We start from the raw sequence: 16742 nt of genomic DNA, 5'->3' as shown, positions 1-16742 counted from the left end.
CTCTCCTCACGAGTGCCCGCTCAGTGTGCCGAACGCCCTGGCCAGCAGGGACGACCGCCCCGTGCGCAGCTCCTCGCCGTCGGCCATCGTCATGGTGCGCAGCCCGGCGTTGACCTCCGCCCAGCGCAGTGGCTCCGGCTCCCACGACCGCGACACGTGGCCCACCCAGGGCAGCCGGGTCAGGGCCGTGTCGCGCCCGAGCAGCAGGTCGGCGAGGGTGCGGCCGGCGAGGTTCGCCGCGGCGACGCCGTCGCCGACGTAGCCGCCCGCCCAGGCCGTGCCGGTGGCGCGGTCGAGGCCGACGGAGGGCGCCCAGTCACGGGCGATGCCGAGCGGTCCGCCCCAGCGGTGGGTGAAGCGCGCGCCCCGCACCGCCGGGAAGAGCTCGACCAGCGTGCGCTGCAGGGCGTCGTGCGTCCGGTCGTCCCGGTCGTAGCGCGGGGAGATCCGCGACCCGAAGTGGTACGGCGCCCCCCGTCCGCCGAACGCCAGCCGCCCGTCGGCGGTGCGCTGGCCGTAGATGATGAGGTGGCGGTAGTCGCTGAAGGTCTCGCGCTGCTGCAGGCCGATCTGCTCCCACACCGCCTCGGGCAGGGGCTCGGTCGCCACCATGAGCGAGTAGACCGGCGCGAGCCGGCGGCGCTGCCCGGGCAGCCGCGCGGTGAAGCCCTCGGTGGCGCGGACGACCCAGCGGGCGCGCACCTCACCGCCGGAGGTGCGCACGACGCCGGGCTCGAGCGCGGTGGCGGGGGAGTGCTCGTGGATGACCGCGCCGCGGCGCTCGACGGCCTCGGCCAGCCCGCGGACGAGCCGGCCCGGGTGCAGCGCGGCGCAGTCGGGGGTCCAGGTCCCGCCGAGGGCGCCGCTCATGCAGACGCGCTCGCGGGTCCCGGCCGCCGAGAGCAGCTCGACCTGCTCGCCCCAGCGCTGCGCCTCGGCCGCGTGCTCGCGCGCGCGGGCCAGCTGCACCGGCGTACGCGCCACGACGACCGTGCCGCCCTTGGCCGCGCGCGCGTCGATGCCCTCGGCGCGGGCGGTGTCGAGCACGGCGTCCACGGTCTCGCGCAGCGCGGCCGCGAGGTCGCGGGCGGCCGCCTCGCCGTGGCGGGCGGCGACGGCCGCGGAGGACTGCGGCCACAGCGCCGAGCACCAGCCGCCGTTGCGGCCGCTGGCCCCGAACCCGACGGTCTCGGCCTCGACGACGACGACGCGCAGCGAGGGGTCGGCGGCGAGCAGGGAGTGCGCCGTCCACAGCCCGGTGAAGCCGGCCCCGACGACCGCGACGTCGGCCTCGACGGCGCCGTGGAGCGGCGGGCGGGGGGTGCGTGCGCCGGGCTCGTCGTCGTGCCACAGTGGGACGGCGAGGGGGTGTGCGTCGGTCACGAGCGGCATCCCTACCTCAGGTGTGTTTCGGCGATGCAAACCGTAGCGCGACACCGCTCCTTGCGATGGATTCCCTTGATTCCGCCGGACTGGTCTGCGATAAAGGACGGGTCCGGCGCACCGAGGGAGATCGAGACCGCATGACCGTGACCGAGCAGCTGGTGGACGAGAGCCCGACGGACCTGGGCGGTGAGGCCGCGCGCCTGTCCGCCTCCGCGCGCGACCACCTCTGGATGCACTTCACCCGGATGTCGACCTACCAGCAGGCCGAGGTCCCCATCATCACGCGCGGCGAGGGCGCGTACATCTGGGACGCGCACGGCCGCCGCTACCTCGACGGGCTCGCGGGGCTCTTCGTCGTCCAGGCCGGCCACGGGCGCCGCGAGCTGGCCGAGGCCGCCGCGCGCCAGGCCTCCGAGCTCGCCTTCTTCCCGGTGTGGAGCTACGCGCACCCCGGCGCGATCAGGCTCGCGGAGCGCCTCGCCGAGGCCGCCCCCGGTGACCTGAACCGCGTCTTCTTCACGACGGGCGGCGGCGAGGCCGTCGAGACCGCGTGGAAGGTCGCGAAGCAGTACTTCAAGTACACCGGCAAGCCGATGAAGCACAAGGTCATCTCGCGCGCTGTGGCCTACCACGGCACGCCGCACGGGGCCCTGTCCATCACCGGCATCCCGGACGCCAAGAAGTACTTCGAGCCCCTCGTCCCGGGCGCGGTCAAGGTGCCCAACACGAACTTCTACCGCGCGACCGAGCACGGCGACGACCTCGAGGCCTTCGGCCGGTGGGCCGCCGACCAGATCGAGCAGGCGATCCTGTTCGAGGGCCCCGACACCGTGGCCGCGGTCTTCCTCGAGCCGGTGCAGAACTCCGGCGGCTGCTTCCCGCCGCCGCCCGGCTACTTCGCCCGGGTGCGCGAGATCTGCGACCAGTACGACGTGCTGCTCGTCTCCGACGAGGTCATCTGCGCGTTCGGCCGACTCGGCACGACCTTCGCCTGCGAGAAGCTCGGCTACGTCCCGGACATGATCACCTGCGCGAAGGGCATGACGTCGGGCTACTCGCCCATCGGCGCGATGATCGCGACCGACCGCATCATGGAGCCGTTCCTGCAGGGGCAGAACTACTTCCCGCACGGCTACACCTTCGGCGGCCACCCCGTCTCCGCGGCGGTCGCGTTGGAGAACCTCGACATCTTCGACCGCGAGGGGCTGAACGAGAACGTCCTCAAGAACGAGGGCGCGTTCCGCGCGACGCTGGAGAAGCTCAACGACCTGCCGATCGTCGGCGACGTCCGCGGCGACGGGTACTTCTACGGCATCGAGCTCGTCAAGGACAAGGCCACCAAGGAGACCTTCGACGACGACGAGTCCGAGCGGCTGCTGCGCGGGTTCCTCTCGCGGGCGCTGTTCGAGAACGGGCTCTACTGCCGGGCCGACGACCGCGGCGACCCCGTGGTCCAGCTCGCACCGCCGCTGATCTGCGACCAGTCGCACTTCGACGAGATCGAGCAGATCCTGCGGGCCACGCTGACCGAGGCGTGGTCGCGCCTGTGACGGCCCTCGAGGGACTGGTCGGCCACTGGGTGGAGGGGAAGCACCTCCCCGGGAGCGGGGAGCGTCGAGGGGACGTCTACGACCCCGCGACCGGGGAGGTGCGCCGCCAGGTGGCGTTCGCCGAGGAGGCCGACGTCGATGCGGCGGTCGCGGCGGCGGACGCGGCGCGTACGGCGTGGCGGGACACCTCGCTGAGCAGGCGCACCGCGGTGCTCTTCGCGTTCCGCGAGCTGCTCGCGACCCGCCGGGACGAGCTGGCCGCGATCATCACCGCCGAGCACGGCAAGGTGCTCGACGACGCCCAGGGCGAGATCGCCCGCGGCCTCGAGGTGGTGGAGTTCGCCTGCGGGCTCGGCCACCTGCTCAAGGGCGAGCACGCCGAGGGCGTCTCCACCGGCGTCGACGTGCACTCGCTGCGCCAGCCGGTGGGGGTGTGCGCGGTCATCAGCCCGTTCAACTTCCCGGCCATGGTGCCGCTGTGGTTCGTGCCCGTCGCGATCGCGTGCGGCAACACCGTCGTGCTCAAGCCGAGCGAGAAGGACCCGTCCGCGTCGCTGTTCCTGGCCCGGCTCTGGCAGGAGGCCGGGCTGCCCGACGGCGTCCTCAACGTCGTGCAGGGCGACCGCGTCGCCGTCGACCGCCTGCTCGCGCACCCCCGGGTGCGCTCCGTGTCGTTCGTCGGCTCCACCCCGGTCGCCCGGCACGTCTACGAGACGGCCACCGCGGCCGGCAAGCGCGTGCAGGCGCTGGGCGGCGCCAAGAACCACATGGTGGTGCTGCCCGACGCCGACCTCGACCTCGCGGCCGACGCGGCGGTCAACGCGGGCTTCGGCTCCGCCGGCGAGCGCTGCATGGCCGTGAGCGTCGTCGTGGCGGTCGAGCCCGTGGCCGACGACCTCGTCGCGCGGATCGCCGAGCGGGCGCGCACGATCCGCGTCGGCGACGGGCGCCGCTCGTGCGAGATGGGCCCGCTGGTGACCCGCGAGCACCGCGACCGGGTGGCGGCGTACGTCGCGGCGGGCGAGGCCGACGGCGCGAAGGTCGTGCTGGACGGCCGGCAGGTCGAGCCCGATGCCGACGGCGACGGCTTCTTCCTCGGCCCCACGCTGCTGGACGGCGTGCGGCCGGAGATGAGCGTCTACACCGACGAGATCTTCGGCCCGGTGCTCAGCGTGGTGCGCGCCGCGACGTACCAGGAGGCCGTCGACCTCGTCGACGCCAACCCCTACGGCAACGGCGTCGCGATCTTCACCAACGACGGCGGCGCCGCGCGGCGCTTCGAGCACGAGGTCGAGGTCGGCATGGTCGGCGTCAACGTGCCGATCCCCGTGCCCGTGGCGCAGTTCTCCTTCGGTGGCTGGAAGTCCTCGTTGTTCGGCGACCTCCACGCCTACGGCCCCGACGGCGTCCGCTTCTTCACCCGTGGCAAGGTCGTCACCACGCGCTGGCCGGAACCCGGTGGCGCACGCGGCCTCGACCTCGGCTTCCCCCGCAGCAGCTGAGACAGGAGACGACTCCCATGGCGCGAGAGGTCCTCAACACCATCGGCGGCAAGCAGGTGCCGGCGGCCGACGGGCGGACCACCGACCTCCTCGACCCGAGCACCGGCCAGGTCTTCGGCACGGCGCCGCTGTCGAGCCAGGCCGATGTCGACGCGGCGGTGTCCGCTGCGGCGCAGGCGTTCGAGGGGTGGCGCGACACCACGCCCTCCGAGCGGCAGCTCGCGCTCCTGCGCATCGCCGACGCGATCGAGGCGCGGGCCGACGAGTTCGTCGAGCTCGAGTGCGAGAACACCGGCAAGCCCCGCGGCCTCACCGCCAGCGAGGAGGTGCCGCCGATGGTCGACCAGATCCGCTTCTTCGCCGGGGCGGCGCGCGTCCTCGAGGGCCGCGCCGCGGGCGAGTACCTCGCCGGGCACACCAGTTTCATCCGCCGGGAGCCGGTCGGCGTCTGCGCGCAGGTGACGCCGTGGAACTACCCGATGATGATGGCGGTCTGGAAGTGGGCGCCCGCGATCGCCGCCGGCAACGCGGTGGTGCTCAAGCCGAGCGACACGACGCCGGTCACCACCGCGCTCATGGGCGAGATCCTCGCGGAGTTCCTGCCGCCGGGGGTGTTCAACGTCGTGTGCGGCGACCGCGACACCGGCCGGGCGCTCGTCGCGCACCCCGTGCCGGCGATGGCCTCGATCACCGGCTCGGTCCGGGCGGGCATGGAGGTGGCGAAGGGCGCGGCCGAGGACCTCAAGCGCGTGCACCTCGAGCTGGGCGGCAAGGCCCCCGTCGTCGTCTTCGACGACGCCGACCTCGAGGCCGCGGCCGAGGGCATCGCGGGTGCGGGCTACTTCAACGCCGGCCAGGACTGCACGGCCGCTACCCGGGTCCTCGTCGCCCCCGGCGTGCACGACGACGTCGTGGCCGCGCTGGCCGAGCAGGCTCGCGCGACGCGGACCGCCGGCCCCCAGGACCCCGACGCCGCGTACGGACCGCTCAACAACGCGAGCCAGCTCGCCCGCGTGTCGGGCTTCCTCGAGCGGCTGCCCGACCACGCGTCGGTCGACGCCGGTGGTGCCCGTGTGGGGGACCAGGGCTACTTCTACGCGCCCACCGTGGTCTCCGGGCTGCAGCAGGGCGACGAGATCGTCACCGACGAGGTCTTCGGCCCGGTCATCACGGTCCAGCGCTTCGACGACGAGGACAAGGCCGTCGCGTGGGCCAACGCCTCGCAGTACGGTCTCGCCTCCAGCGTCTGGACCAAGGACCACGGCCGGGCGATGCGCATGGCCAAGCGGCTGGACTTCGGCTGCGTCTGGATCAACACCCACATCCCGCTGGTCGCCGAGATGCCGCACGGCGGCTTCAAGCACTCGGGCTACGGCAAGGACCTCTCGATGTACGGCTTCGAGGACTACACGCGCGTCAAGCACGTGATGTCGAACATCCTCGCGTAGCGCGACTCCCTCCCCCCGACTCCCACTCCTCCGAAGGAGGCCTGGTACATGGCCGCACCTCTGTCCGTCCCCGGCGTGATCGCCGACGGCTCCCCGAAGGGGCTGAAGGGCGGGGCACTCGGACTGCTGTCCTCGGTGGTCATCGGCGTGGCGTCGACGGCGCCCGGCTACAGCCTCGCCGCCACCCTGGGCTTCATCGTCGTGGCGGTCGGCCTCCAGTCGCCGGTGATCATGCTGCTCGCGTTCGTCCCGATGTACCTCATCGCGGTGGCCTACCGCGAGCTCAACGCGATCGACCCCGACTGCGGCACGGGGTTCAAGTGGGTGGCCCGCGCGTTCGGGACGCGCAGCGGGTGGCTCAACGGCTGGGTGCAGATCCTCGCGGACGTCGTCGTCATGGCGAACCTCGCGCAGATCGCCGGCCAGTACGGCTTCCTCCTGTTCGGCGCGGACGGCCTCGCGGCCAGCACGTTCTGGACCACCGTGGCCGGCGTCCTGTGGATCGCGGTCATGACCTACATCTGCTACCGCGGCATCGAGGTGTCCGCGCGCTTCCAGCAGGCGCTGCTCGGCGTGGAGCTGCTGACGCTCGCGGTCTTCGCCGCCACAGCGCTCATCAAGGTCTACAGCGGGCACGGGGCCGCGGGGTCGATCCACCCGTCGCTGTCGTGGTTCAACCCCTTCGACATCCCGTCGTTCTCCGCCCTGTCCGAGGGCATCCTGCTCGCGGTCTTCATCTACTGGGGCTGGGACACCGCGGTCTCCATCAACGAGGAGAGCGCCGACAAGACCCGCACCCCGGGCCGGGCCGCCGTCATCTCGACGGTGCTGCTGCTCGTGACCTACGTCGTCATCTCCGTCGCCGCCCAGTCGTACGCCGGGGTGGGGGACAAGGGCATCGGGCTCGCCAACCCGGACAACAGCGGTGACGTCTTCGCGGTGCTCGGCGACGCCGTGCTCGGCTCGGCGCTCGCCAAGGTGCTCATCATCGCGGTGCTCTCGTCCGCCGCGGCCTCGACGCAGACGACGATCCTGCCGGCGGCGCGCACCGCGCTGTCGATGGCGGCGTACAAGGCGGCGCCCGACGCGATGGCGCAGATCCACCCGCGCTACAAGACCCCGGGCTTCTCCACGCTGCTGATGGGCGGCGTGTCGATCGTCTTCTACGTCGGGCTGACGCTCATCTCGGGCAACGTGCTCGCGGACTCGATCGCGTCGCTGGGCCTGTTCATCGCGTTCTACCTCGGCGTGGCGGGCATCGCGTGCGCCTGGACGTTCCGCGACGCCGTGCGGTCGGGGGCGCGCGACGCCTGGGTGAAGGTCGTCATGCCGCTCATCGGCGGTGTGCTGCTCCTGGCCGCCATGCTCAAGACCGGCAAGGACACCTTCGCCTCCGACTACGGCGACACGTCCTTCGGCGGCGTCGGCGGGGTGTTCCTGCTCGGGGTCGGCGGCCTGGTGCTCGGCGTCGTGCTCATGGTCGTCTGGAACGCGCTGGCGCCGACGTACTTCACCGGCCGCACGTTCGAGCCCGTCGGCGGGGAGCAGCCGGAGGTCCTGACGATGGTCGACGAGATGCCGTTGGCCCGAGGCGAAGGAGCGCTGCCGTGAGGATCGGCATCCCGCGCGAGGTGAAGCGCCACGAGTACCGCGTGGCCGCCACCCCCGCCGGCGTCCACGAGCTGGTCGCCCACGGCCACGAGGTGGTCGTGGAGCAGGACGCGGGCGCGGGCTCCGCGATCCCGGACAGCGACTACGTCGCCGCCGGGGCGAAGGTGCTCGAGTCCGCGGACGACGTCTGGGGCGAGGCGGACCTCGTGCTCAAGGTCAAGGAGCCCGTGGCGGAGGAGTTCCACCGCCTGCGCGAAGGGCTCGTGCTCTTCACCTACCTCCACCTCGCCGCGTCGCGCGAGTGCACCGACGCCCTGGTGTCGTCGGGCGTGACGGGCATCGCGTACGAGACGGTGCAGCTGCCGAACGGCGCGCTGCCGCTGCTCGCCCCGATGAGCGAGGTCGCGGGCCGCATGGCCCCGCAGGTCGGAGCGCACTTCCTCGAGCGCGCCCACGGCGGGCGCGGCGTGCTGCTCGGCGGCGTACCGGGCGTGCGGCCCGGCAAGGTCGTCGTGCTCGGCGCCGGTGTCAGCGGCATGAGCGCGGTGCAGATCGCCGTCGGGCTCGGCGCCGAGGTCACCGTGGTCGACCGCGACGTCCCGAAGCTGCGCGACGCGGACCGCGTCTACGGCGGGCGGGTGAAGACGGTGGCCTCCACCGCGTACGAGATCGAGCGGCTGGTCGCGGAGGCGGACCTCGTCATCGGCGCGGTGCTCGTGCCGGGCGCCGCGGCGCCGAAGCTCGTCACCGACGCGATGGTCTCCTCGATGCTGCCGGGCTCCGTGCTCGTCGACATCGCGGTCGACCAGGGCGGCTGCTTCGAGGGGTCGCACGCGACGACCCACGACGACCCGGTGTTCGCCGTGCACGACAGCCTGTTCTACTGCGTGGCCAACATGCCGGGCGCGGTCCCGGCGACCTCGACGCGGGCACTGACCAACGTCACCCTGCCGTACGCCGTGGAGCTCGCCGACCGCGGCTGGCGCGACGCGGTGGCGGCCGACGCGGCCCTGCGCGGCGGCGTCAACGTCGTGGACGGCGCGGTCGTGCACCCGCAGGTCGCGGCCGCCCACGGCCTCGAGGTCGCGACCTTGTAGCCCTGCGGGGACTCGCCCCCCTTGCTCGTGATCATGCACATCCTGGGACCCCAGGATGTGCATGATCACGGGGGAGGGTCGCGGTGCGTCAGGTGCGGGCGCCGAGCAGCTCCACGGTGTCGACGAGGCGGTTGGAGAATCCCCACTCGTTGTCGTACCAGCCGAGCACCTTCACCGTGCGGCCGTTGACCGCGGTCAGCGGCGCGTCGAAGATCGCCGAGGCCGGGTTGCCGACGATGTCGCTGGAGACGATCGGCGCCTCGCTGTAGGCGAGGATCTCCTTGAGCGGGCCGTCGGCGGCCGCCGCGTACGCCGCGTTGACCTCCTCGACGCTCGTGTCCCGCGCGACCGTGACCGTGAGGTCGGTGATCGAGCCCGTCAGCACGGGCACGCGCAGCGCGAAGCCACTGAGCCGGCCGTCGAGCTCGGGGAGCACGCGTCCGATCGCCTTGGCCGCCCCGCTGGAGGTCGGCACGATGTTCTGCGAGGCGGCGCGGGCACGGCGCAGGTCCTTGTGGGGGCCGTCCTGCAGCATCTGGTCCTGGGTGAACGCGTGGACCGTCGTCATCAGGCCCGTCTCGATGCCGACCGCCTCGTGGAGCACCTTCGCCAGCGGCGCCAAGGAGTTCGTCGTGCACGAGGCGTTCGAGACGATGTGGTGCACGGCGGGGTCGTAGCGGTCGGAGTTGATGCCGTACGCGATGGTGAGGTCGTCGCCCGTCGCGGGCGCCGACACGAGCACCTTGCGGGCGCCCGCGTGGAGGTGCGCGCGGGCCTTGGCGGCGTCGGTGAACACGCCGGTGGACTCGACGACGACGTCCACGCCGAGCTCGCCCCAGGGCAGCGAGCCGGGGTCGCGCGAGGACAGCACGCGGATCTCGCGGCCGCCGACGAGGAGGCGGTCCCCGTCGACCTCGACGGGCTGCGGGAGCCGGCCGTAGGCGGTGTCGTAGGTCAGCAGGTGGGCGAGCACGGCCGGGGCCGTGAGGTCGTTGACGGCCACGACCTCGAAGGCCGCGTCCCGGCCGAGGGCGCTGCGCAAGAAGCTGCGGCCGATGCGGCCGAACCCGTTGATGGCGACGCGCACGTCGTCTCTCCTCTCGTTGGTGACGAGCATCACTGTACCTACTGGTATGTACGGCTGTCACGCGCGTATCCTCGAACGCCATGGACGACGCGCGCTCCCGGCTGCTGGAGAGCACCCAGGAGCTCCTGTGGGAGCGGGGCTACACCGGCACGAGCCCGCGGGCGATCCAGGAGCGCGCGGGCGTGGGCCAGGGCAGCATGTACCACCACTTCAGCGGCAAGCGTGACCTCGCGGCCGCGGCGATCCGGCAGACGACGGAGGAGTTCCTGCCCGGGTGGCGCGCGGTCCTCGCGGGGCCGGGGACGCCGCTCGAGCGGCTGGAGGCGTGGCTGCGCCGAGAGCGCGACATCCTGCGCGGCTGCCGGATCGGGCGCCTCGTGCAGGACAAGGAGGTCGTCGACGACGAGGCGCTGCGCGGCCCCATCGACGAGGTCTTCAGCGGCACCATCGGCGTGCTCGCCGGCCTGCTGCGCGAGGGGCAGGAGAGCGGGGAGGTGCGGGCCGGCATCGACCCCGACCAGGTCGCCGCGATGATCCTGTCGGTCGTGCAGGGCGGCTACGTCGTCGCGCGCGCCCACCAGGACCCGGAGCGCTTCACCGCGGCGGTCGAGGGCGTGCTGGCGCTGGTGGCGGCGCCCGGCCGCTGATCCCGGGCAGGGGCCCTGGGGAGCGTGGCCGGGCGCCCGCCGGCCCGGCTCAGGAGTTGGGGCGCTTGCCGTGGTTGGCCTTCTTCTTCTTGCGCGCGCGGCTGCGGCGTCCGTTCTTGCCCATGTCCGGTCCTCCCTCCCTGCTGCGTGGCGATCCCGGGCAACCTACCCCGGATCGCGGCGGAGCCCGGATTGCGGGTTGCATTTGTGTAAAGACTCTTGACGCAGGTCCTTCCGCGCGCCACGGTGGCCGGAGAGCCGCCGGTCGCAGCGGCAGGGACAGCAGGAGGAGCGCGTGGAGCGCAGAGTCGTCGTGCGGCACACCGGACTGGCAGGGGGCGTCGCGCTCGCGCTCGTCCTCGCGGCCTGCGGAGGCGGGACGGGGGCGTCGAGCAGCTCGTCGGGCTCCGGCGGGGGAGCGTCGTCCAGCAGCGGCAGCGGTGGCGGCGGCAAGGTCAGCTCGATCACGCTCATGGCGGCGGAGTACTCCAAGGACCACACGGCGGCGTTCTGGAACGACTTCGCGCAGAAGTACCAGGCCAAGACGGGCATCAAGCTCAACGTGCAGGTCGTCAGCTGGGACGACATCGACCAGCAGGCGAGCACGGCGATCCAGAACAGCAACCCGCCGGACATCCTCAACCTCAACGCCTACGCGAGCTACGCCAAGGACGGGCTGCTCTACAGCAGCGACGAGGTGCTCGACCCCGCCGTGAAGTCCGACGTCCTCGACGCGTTCGTCAAGAGCGGGACCTACCAGGGCAAGCTCTACGGCATGCCGGACCTGTCCTCGGCCCGCGCGCTGTTCTACAACAAGACGCTGTTCCAGCAGGCCGGCATCAGCGCGCCGCCGAAGACCTGGGACGAGTTCGAGGCCGACGCGAAGAAGGTCTCCGCACTCGGCAAGGGCACCGTGGGCTACGCGATGCCGCTCGGCCCGGAGGAGGCGCAGGCGGAGTTCTCCATCTGGCTGTTCAACAACGGCGGCAACTGGAAGACCGACGGCAAGTGGACGATCAACAGTGACAAGAACGTCCAGACGCTGACCTTCCTCAAGAAGCTCGCCGTCACCGACAAGGTCACCGAGAACAACCCCGGCAAGACCAACCGCACGGACGGCGCGTTCGCGCTGTTCTCCAGCGGCAAGGCCGGCATGGTCGTGGGCTTCTCCCCGCTGCAGGGCCAGCTCGACAAGGACAAGAAGGTCGACTACGGCATCGCCCCGATGCCCACCTCGGACGGCAGCACGCCGCAGACGTACGGCGTCACCGACTACCTCATGGCCTTCAAGAAGAACGGCAACCAGGACGCCGTCAAGGCCTTCTACCAGCTCTACTACCAGCCCGACGAGGTCAACACCTTCATCAAGGCCGAGGGCTTCCTGCCGGTGACGAAGTCCGGCGTGCAGACGTTCGCCAGCGAGGCCTCGCTGAAGGTCTACCTGGACACGCTGCCGCAGACGCACCTCACGCCCACCGACGACCCCGCCTGGGACAAGGTGAAGCTCGCGGTGCAGCAGGGCATCGGCGCCGCGGTCGGCCCGAGCGGCGACCCGAAGAAGGTCCTCGACGGCCTGCAGCAGCAGGCGGAGGCGGGTAGCTGAGCATGCCGGAGGCGACCACCGCTCCGCCCTCCGGGTCCGCGGTCCAGCCGGTGCGGGCGACCTCGCGTCGCCCGCGCCGGCCGGGCCCGCCCGGCTGGGTGGCGCTGCTCTGGCTGGGGCCCGCCCTCGCGCTCATCCTCGCCGTCGTCGTCTACCCGGCGGTCGCGCTGGTCCGGGCCTCGCTCGCCCGCTACTCGATCACGGGCCTGCGCACGGGCTCGGCCGGCTTCGGCGACTACCGGCGCGTGCTCCACCACCCCGACCTCGGGCGGGTGCTGTCCAACACGGCGATCTGGGTGGTCGGCGTCCTCGTCCTCACGATCCTCGCCGGCCTCGCCGTGGCCCAGCTGCTGTCGAAGGACTTCTGGGGCCGGCGGCTCGTGCGGTGGGCCGTCATCGTGCCGTGGGCGGCCTCGCTCGTCATCACCGCGCGGCTGTTCACGCTGCTGCTCGACTACTACCACGGCGTCGTCAACGAGATCCTGCTCGACCTCCACGTCATCAGCAGCCCGGTCGACTTCCTCGGCAGCGACAGCTGGATCCTGCCCTCGATGATCGCGGTCGGGGTGTTCGTCTCGGTGCCGTTCACGGCGTACGTCTTCCTCGCGGGGCTGAACTCCATCCCGGGCGACGTCTACGAGGCGGCCCGGATGGACGGCGCGACCGGCTGGCAGACGTACGTCCGCATCACGCTGCCGCTGCTGCGGCCGGCGCTGCTCGTGGCGACCGTGCTCAACATCATCTACGTCTTCAACTCGTTCCCGATCGTCTACACGCTCAACGACCGCAACCCGGGGTTCGGCCATGACACGAGCATCACGTTCATGTACAAGCTGGCCTTCAAGAGCTCGGAGCACGACGTCGGGATGTCAGCGGCCGCCGGTGTGGGCAACGTGCTGCTGATCCTCGTCGTCGTCGCGGTCTACCTGCGCTTCGTCGCGCGCGACGAGGTGGAGGACTGATGAGCGCCACCCTGCCCGTGCGCCGCCGCCCCCGCTCCGCGCGCGGCCCGCTGCTCTCGCTCGCCGGGTTCCTCGTCGCGGCGGTCTTCCTCGCGCCGTACGCCGTGATGGTGCTCGACGCGCTGCGCCCCGCGAGCGATGTGCTCGCGACGCCGCCCTCGATCCTGCCGCGCACGTGGAGCGCCGCGTCGTTCGGCGACGTCATCACCGACACGCGGTTCCTCCACTGGCTGCGGACGTCGCTGGTCGTGTCGCTGGCCTCGACGGTGGTCGTGCTCCTCGTGAGCGTGCCGGCGGCGTACTACGCCGCGCGGTTCCGCTTCCGGGGCCGCAAGGCGTTCCTCCTGCTCATCCTCGTCACGCAGATGTTCTCGCCCACCGCGCTCGTCGTCGGGATCTACCGCGAGTGGTTCGAGGCGACGATGGTCAACACCTACCTCGCGCTGATCCTCACGGACGCGGCGTTCAACCTCGCCTTCGCGATCTGGATCCTCCAGGGCTTCTTCGCGGCGATCCCCCGCGAGGTGGAGGAGGCCGCGAACCTCGACGGCTGCGGCAGGATGGCCGTGCTCACGCGGATCCTGCTGCCGCTCGCGCGGCCGGGGCTGGTGACGGCGGTCATCTTCACCTTCATCGCCGCGTGGAACGAGTACGTCGTCGCGCTGACCCTCATGCAGGACGACGCCAAGAAGCCCCTGACCGTCGGCATCAGCTCCTACGTCACGGGCTACGAGCAGAACTGGGACCAGCTGTTCGCCGCCTCGGTGATCGCGATCGTCCCCGTCGTCGTGCTCTTCGCCCTCATCGAGAAGCACCTGGTGGCCGGTCTGACCGCCGGGAGCGTGAAGTAGCGCGTGGACTCCGCGGAGCTGCGGCGCCTGGTCGCCGCCTGCGTGATGCCCGGGTTCACCGGGAGCCGGGTGCCCGGCTGGGTGCTGCGGGCCCTGGACGACGGGCTCGCCGGGATCTGCGTCTACGGCCACAACCTCCAGGCCCCGGGGCCGCAGGAGGCGGCCGCGGCGCGGGTGCGGGCGATCGCCGCCGAGCTGCGGGCCGCCCGCCCCGACGTGCTCGTCGCCCTGGACGAGGAGGGCGGCGACGTCACCCGGCTCGAGTACCTCACCGGCTCGAGCTACCCGGGCAACCTCGCGCTGGGGCGGGTCGACGACGTGCAGCTGACGCGCCGGGTGGCGCGCGCCGTGGCGGCGGACCTGCGGGCCGCGGGGGTCAACGTGGACTTCGCCCCCTCCGTCGACGTCAACAGCGACCCGCGCAACCCCGTCATCGGCGTCCGGTCGTTCGGTGCGGACCCCGACCTGGTCGCCCGGCACGGTGTCGAGCTCGTCCTCGGGCTGCAGGAGTCCGGGGTCGCGGCCGCCGCCAAGCACTTCCCGGGCCACGGCGCCACGGTCGCCGATTCGCACCTGGCACTCCCCGTAATCGACGCCGACGAGGAGGAGTTCCGGCGCCGCGACCTGCCGCCCTTCGCCGCGGTCGTCGCGGCCGGGGTCGAGCTGGTCATGACCTCGCACGTCGTGTTCACCGCGCTGGACCCCGAGCCCGCGACGCTGAGCCGACGGCTCCTCGTCGACCTGCTGCGCGGCGAGCTCGGGTTCGCCGGCGTCATCGTCACCGACGCCCTCGACATGGCCGGAGTCCGTGCAGCGCACGGCATCGCCGACGGGGGAGCGCTGTCGCTGGCGGCGGGCGCGGACCTCCTGCTGGTGGGCGCCGAGGACGGGGAGCAGCACCTCGCGGACCTCACCTCGGCCGTGGCGCGCCGGCTGGCCGACGGCAGCCTGCCGGAGGAGCGGCTCGTCGAGGCTGCCGAGCGGGTCGGGCGGCTGCGGGCCAGGCTGGCGACGCCGCCACCTCCGCCGCCGAGCGATCCTGCCGCCGGAGGAGAGGCGGCGCAGCAGGCGCTCCTCGCCCGCGGCGTACGGCCCCTGCACGCCCCGGCGGTCGTCGTCGAGGTGCGGGGCGAGGCGAACATGGCGGTGGGGCAGGCGAAGTGGTCGCTGGCCGAGCCGCTCGCCCAGCTCGGCCTGCTCGGTGGTCTCGTCACCGTCACGGAGGACGGGGTCGCCGGCACGCTCCCGGAGCCGGGGGAGGAGCGCCCGGTCGTCGTGGTGGTGCGCGACGCGTACCGCAGCGCGTGGCAGCGGGCGGCCGTGGCCGAGCTGCTCGCCTCCTGCAGCGCGACCCTCGTCGCGCTCGGCATGCCCGACGACCTGCAGCTGACGACCGGTCCGGCGCTGTCGACCGGGGGCGCCGCCCGTGCCTGCACGGCCGCCGCGGCCCGGCTGCTCGCGGGGCGGGCCGCCCCCTAGATCTCCTGCCGCCCGGGCAGGGAAGCACGCTTCGCGAAGGAGCACCGATGCCACGAGCATCTCGGCGCGTCGCGGTCACTGCCGCCGCCGTCGCCGCCGCCATGACGAGCCCCCTCGTCGCGACCACGGCGCAGGCCAAGCAGCCCGCGTCGCCCCAGCACGTCGTCAACACCTACTTCGCGGACTGGGACATCTACGGCCGGGGCTACCTGGTCAAGGACATCCCCGCCGACGAGCTCAACCACATCACCTACGCCTTCGCCGCCCCCGACAAGGACGGCCTGTGCGCCGCGGCCGACCCGTGGGCGGACTACCAGAAGGTCTTCGACGCCACGCAGACCGTCGACGGCGTCGCCGACACCTGGACCCAGCCGCTGGCCGGCAACTTCAACCAGATCCTCCAGCTGAAGAAGGCCCACCCGGGCCTGCGCGTCAACCTCGCGCTCGGCGGGTGGACGCTGTCGACGTACTTCTCCGACGTGGCCAAGAAGGACTCCAGCCGCAAGGCGTTCGTCCAGTCCTGCCTCGACCGGTTCATCCGCGGCGACCTGCCCGGGTTGCCGGCGGGCGCGGCCAAGGGCGTCTTCGACGGCATCGACCTCGACTGGGAGTACCCCGGCGTCGACCCGGGCAACGGCAACCACTTCACCGCCGAGGACAAGCACAACGCCACCCAGCTGCTGCGCGAGTTCCGCAAGGAGCTCGACGCGCAGGGCGCCGCCGACGCGAAGCACTACGAGCTGACCGCCGCGCTCCCCGCGACGGCGAAGGCGAGCCAGTACTACGAGCTGCAGAAGGTCGCGCGCGAGCTCGACTACGTCGACCTCATGACCTACGACTTCCACGGGCCGTACGAGCCGGCGACGTCGTTCAACTCGCCGTTCACGACCGACCCGACCGACCCGAACCCGGGCGTGGACGCGACGTGGAGCACATCGGCGACCGTCGACTACTACCTCTCGCAGGGCGTCCCGGCCGAGAAGCTGGTCGTGGGCACGGCGTTCTACGGCAAGCAGTACATCCGGGTCGGGTCCGCGAACGGCGGCGTCTACCAGCCCTTCGACGACACGGGCCTGTCCGGCGCCGTCACCGGCGTCTCCGGCAGCACGACGCCGACCTACCGCGACCTCGTCCAGGCGGGCATCCTCAGCCCGGCGGGTGCCGTGGTCGGCGAGGGCTGGGTGCGCGGCTGGAACGCGGCGACCGGTGAGCCGTACCTCTGGAACCCCTCGGCCAGCCACACGCTGTCGGACGGCAGCACCGTGAGCGTGCCGACCTTCATCAGCTACGACGACCCGCAGTCCCTGCAGGAGCGGGTCGACCTGGTGCAGGCCAAGGGGCTGCGCGGCGTGATGGCCTGGGAGGTCAGCCAGGACACCGACGACGCGACGCTGCTCGGGACGTACGCGCCGCTGCTGCACTGAGCACGGGTGCACTGAGCTCTGAGCACTGAGCACGGGGCCGTGCCCGGGCGACCTGCCCGGGCACGGCCTCATGCCGGCTGGATCACTCCGACCGG

14 protein-coding genes are annotated in these 16742 nt (G+C 72.3%); 11 read left to right on the top strand and 3 right to left on the bottom strand.

All coding sequences use genetic code 11. From position 1 onward, the window contains the following. Positions 1-6 precede the first annotated feature (6 nt). Positions 7-1392 (bottom strand): NAD(P)/FAD-dependent oxidoreductase, encoded by a 1386-nt coding sequence (locus tag EV189_RS08730; RefSeq protein WP_130492514.1) that lies wholly within the window; start codon positions 1390-1392, stop codon positions 7-9. Between the two features lie 224 nt (positions 1393-1616). Between EV189_RS08730 and EV189_RS08725 the strand changes: the two genes are divergently transcribed. From EV189_RS08725 to ald, 5 genes are read left to right on the top strand one after another with little or no spacing between them, the layout of a single operon-like run. After that, complete coding sequence (locus EV189_RS08725) at positions 1617-2936, top strand: aspartate aminotransferase family protein (RefSeq protein ID WP_407938125.1); 1320 nt, start codon at positions 1617-1619, stop codon at positions 2934-2936. Then, positions 2921-4438, top strand: a complete 1518-nt coding sequence (locus tag EV189_RS08720) for a CoA-acylating methylmalonate-semialdehyde dehydrogenase (RefSeq protein ID WP_130492512.1) — start codon at positions 2921-2923, stop codon at positions 4436-4438. The genes EV189_RS08725 and EV189_RS08720 overlap by 16 nt, the downstream gene beginning before the upstream one ends. Before the next feature lie 17 nt (positions 4439-4455). Continuing rightward, the gene (locus EV189_RS08715; protein WP_130492511.1) at positions 4456-5886 is read left to right on the top strand and encodes a gamma-aminobutyraldehyde dehydrogenase; all 1431 of its coding nucleotides are present in this window, start codon (positions 4456-4458) and stop codon (positions 5884-5886) included. 48 nt (positions 5887-5934) lie between these two features. Further along, complete coding sequence (locus tag EV189_RS08710) at positions 5935-7497, top strand: APC family permease (RefSeq protein ID WP_130492510.1); 1563 nt, start codon at positions 5935-5937, stop codon at positions 7495-7497. Then, entirely contained in the window at positions 7494-8594 is a 1101-nt protein-coding gene (ald, locus tag EV189_RS08705) for an alanine dehydrogenase (protein WP_130492509.1), read from the top strand. Before EV189_RS08710 ends, ald begins: the two co-directional genes overlap by 4 nt. 88 nt (positions 8595-8682) lie before the next feature. Here the strand turns inward: ald and gap are convergent, their stop codons facing one another. Beyond that, on the bottom strand, positions 8683-9681 hold the full coding sequence (gene gap, locus EV189_RS08700; protein ID WP_231116201.1) for a type I glyceraldehyde-3-phosphate dehydrogenase: 999 nt from the start codon (positions 9679-9681) through the stop codon (positions 8683-8685). 80 nt (positions 9682-9761) lie between these two features. Here gap and EV189_RS08695 point away from each other — a divergent pair, with 80 nt between their 5' ends. Continuing rightward, positions 9762-10328 (top strand): TetR/AcrR family transcriptional regulator, encoded by a 567-nt coding sequence (locus EV189_RS08695; protein WP_130492507.1) that lies wholly within the window; start codon positions 9762-9764, stop codon positions 10326-10328. Between the two features lie 49 nt (positions 10329-10377). On the opposite strand, the gene EV189_RS21115 is transcribed toward EV189_RS08695, so the two are convergent. Beyond that, positions 10378-10452 (bottom strand): 50S ribosomal protein bL37, encoded by a 75-nt coding sequence (locus EV189_RS21115; protein ID WP_407938124.1) that lies wholly within the window; start codon positions 10450-10452, stop codon positions 10378-10380. Between the two features lie 171 nt (positions 10453-10623). On the opposite strand from EV189_RS21115, the gene EV189_RS08690 reads away from it, so the two are divergent. The 5 genes from EV189_RS08690 to EV189_RS08670 are packed head-to-tail and all read left to right on the top strand — an operon-like array spanning position 10624 to position 16647. Continuing rightward, on the top strand, positions 10624-11931 hold the full coding sequence (locus tag EV189_RS08690) for an extracellular solute-binding protein (protein WP_130492506.1): 1308 nt from the start codon (positions 10624-10626) through the stop codon (positions 11929-11931). A gap of 2 nt (positions 11932-11933) precedes the next feature. Continuing rightward, the gene (locus tag EV189_RS08685; RefSeq protein ID WP_130492505.1) at positions 11934-12893 is read left to right on the top strand and encodes a carbohydrate ABC transporter permease; all 960 of its coding nucleotides are present in this window, start codon (positions 11934-11936) and stop codon (positions 12891-12893) included. Continuing rightward, a complete protein-coding gene (locus tag EV189_RS08680; protein ID WP_130492504.1) occupies positions 12893-13744 on the top strand; it encodes a carbohydrate ABC transporter permease in 852 nt (283 codons plus the stop codon). The genes EV189_RS08685 and EV189_RS08680 overlap by 1 nt, the downstream gene beginning before the upstream one ends. 3 nt (positions 13745-13747) lie before the next feature. After that, on the top strand, positions 13748-15223 hold the full coding sequence (locus EV189_RS08675) for a glycoside hydrolase family 3 protein (RefSeq protein WP_231116200.1): 1476 nt from the start codon (positions 13748-13750) through the stop codon (positions 15221-15223). Between the two features lie 47 nt (positions 15224-15270). Continuing rightward, the gene (locus EV189_RS08670) at positions 15271-16647 is read left to right on the top strand and encodes a glycoside hydrolase family 18 protein (RefSeq protein WP_130492503.1); all 1377 of its coding nucleotides are present in this window, start codon (positions 15271-15273) and stop codon (positions 16645-16647) included. Positions 16648-16742 lie beyond the last annotated feature (95 nt).

The sequence above is a fragment of the Motilibacter rhizosphaerae genome (genome assembly GCF_004216915.1).
Classification (GTDB): Bacteria; Actinomycetota; Actinomycetes; order Motilibacterales; family Motilibacteraceae; genus Motilibacter; species Motilibacter rhizosphaerae.
The sequence above is the reverse complement of the archived record's forward strand: the minus strand, read 5'-3'. Positions and strand labels throughout refer to the sequence as shown.

Bases quoted from the DNA above. Each gene is read 5' to 3' on its own strand.
- EV189_RS08730 (WP_130492514.1), bottom strand. From the start codon at position 1,392: ATGCCGCTCGTGACCGACGCACACCCCCTCGCCGTCCCACTGTGGCAC.
- EV189_RS08725 (WP_407938125.1), top strand. From the start codon at position 1,617: ATGCACTTCACCCGGATGTCGACCTACCAGCAGGCCGAGGTCCCCATC.
- EV189_RS08715 (WP_130492511.1), top strand. From the start codon at position 4,456: ATGGCGCGAGAGGTCCTCAACACCATCGGCGGCAAGCAGGTGCCGGCG.
- EV189_RS08710 (WP_130492510.1), top strand. From the start codon at position 5,935: ATGGCCGCACCTCTGTCCGTCCCCGGCGTGATCGCCGACGGCTCCCCG.
- EV189_RS08695 (WP_130492507.1), top strand. From the start codon at position 9,762: ATGGACGACGCGCGCTCCCGGCTGCTGGAGAGCACCCAGGAGCTCCTG.
- EV189_RS08685 (WP_130492505.1), top strand. From the start codon at position 11,934: ATGCCGGAGGCGACCACCGCTCCGCCCTCCGGGTCCGCGGTCCAGCCG.
- EV189_RS08680 (WP_130492504.1), top strand. From the start codon at position 12,893: ATGAGCGCCACCCTGCCCGTGCGCCGCCGCCCCCGCTCCGCGCGCGGC.
- EV189_RS08670 (WP_130492503.1), top strand. From the start codon at position 15,271: ATGCCACGAGCATCTCGGCGCGTCGCGGTCACTGCCGCCGCCGTCGCC.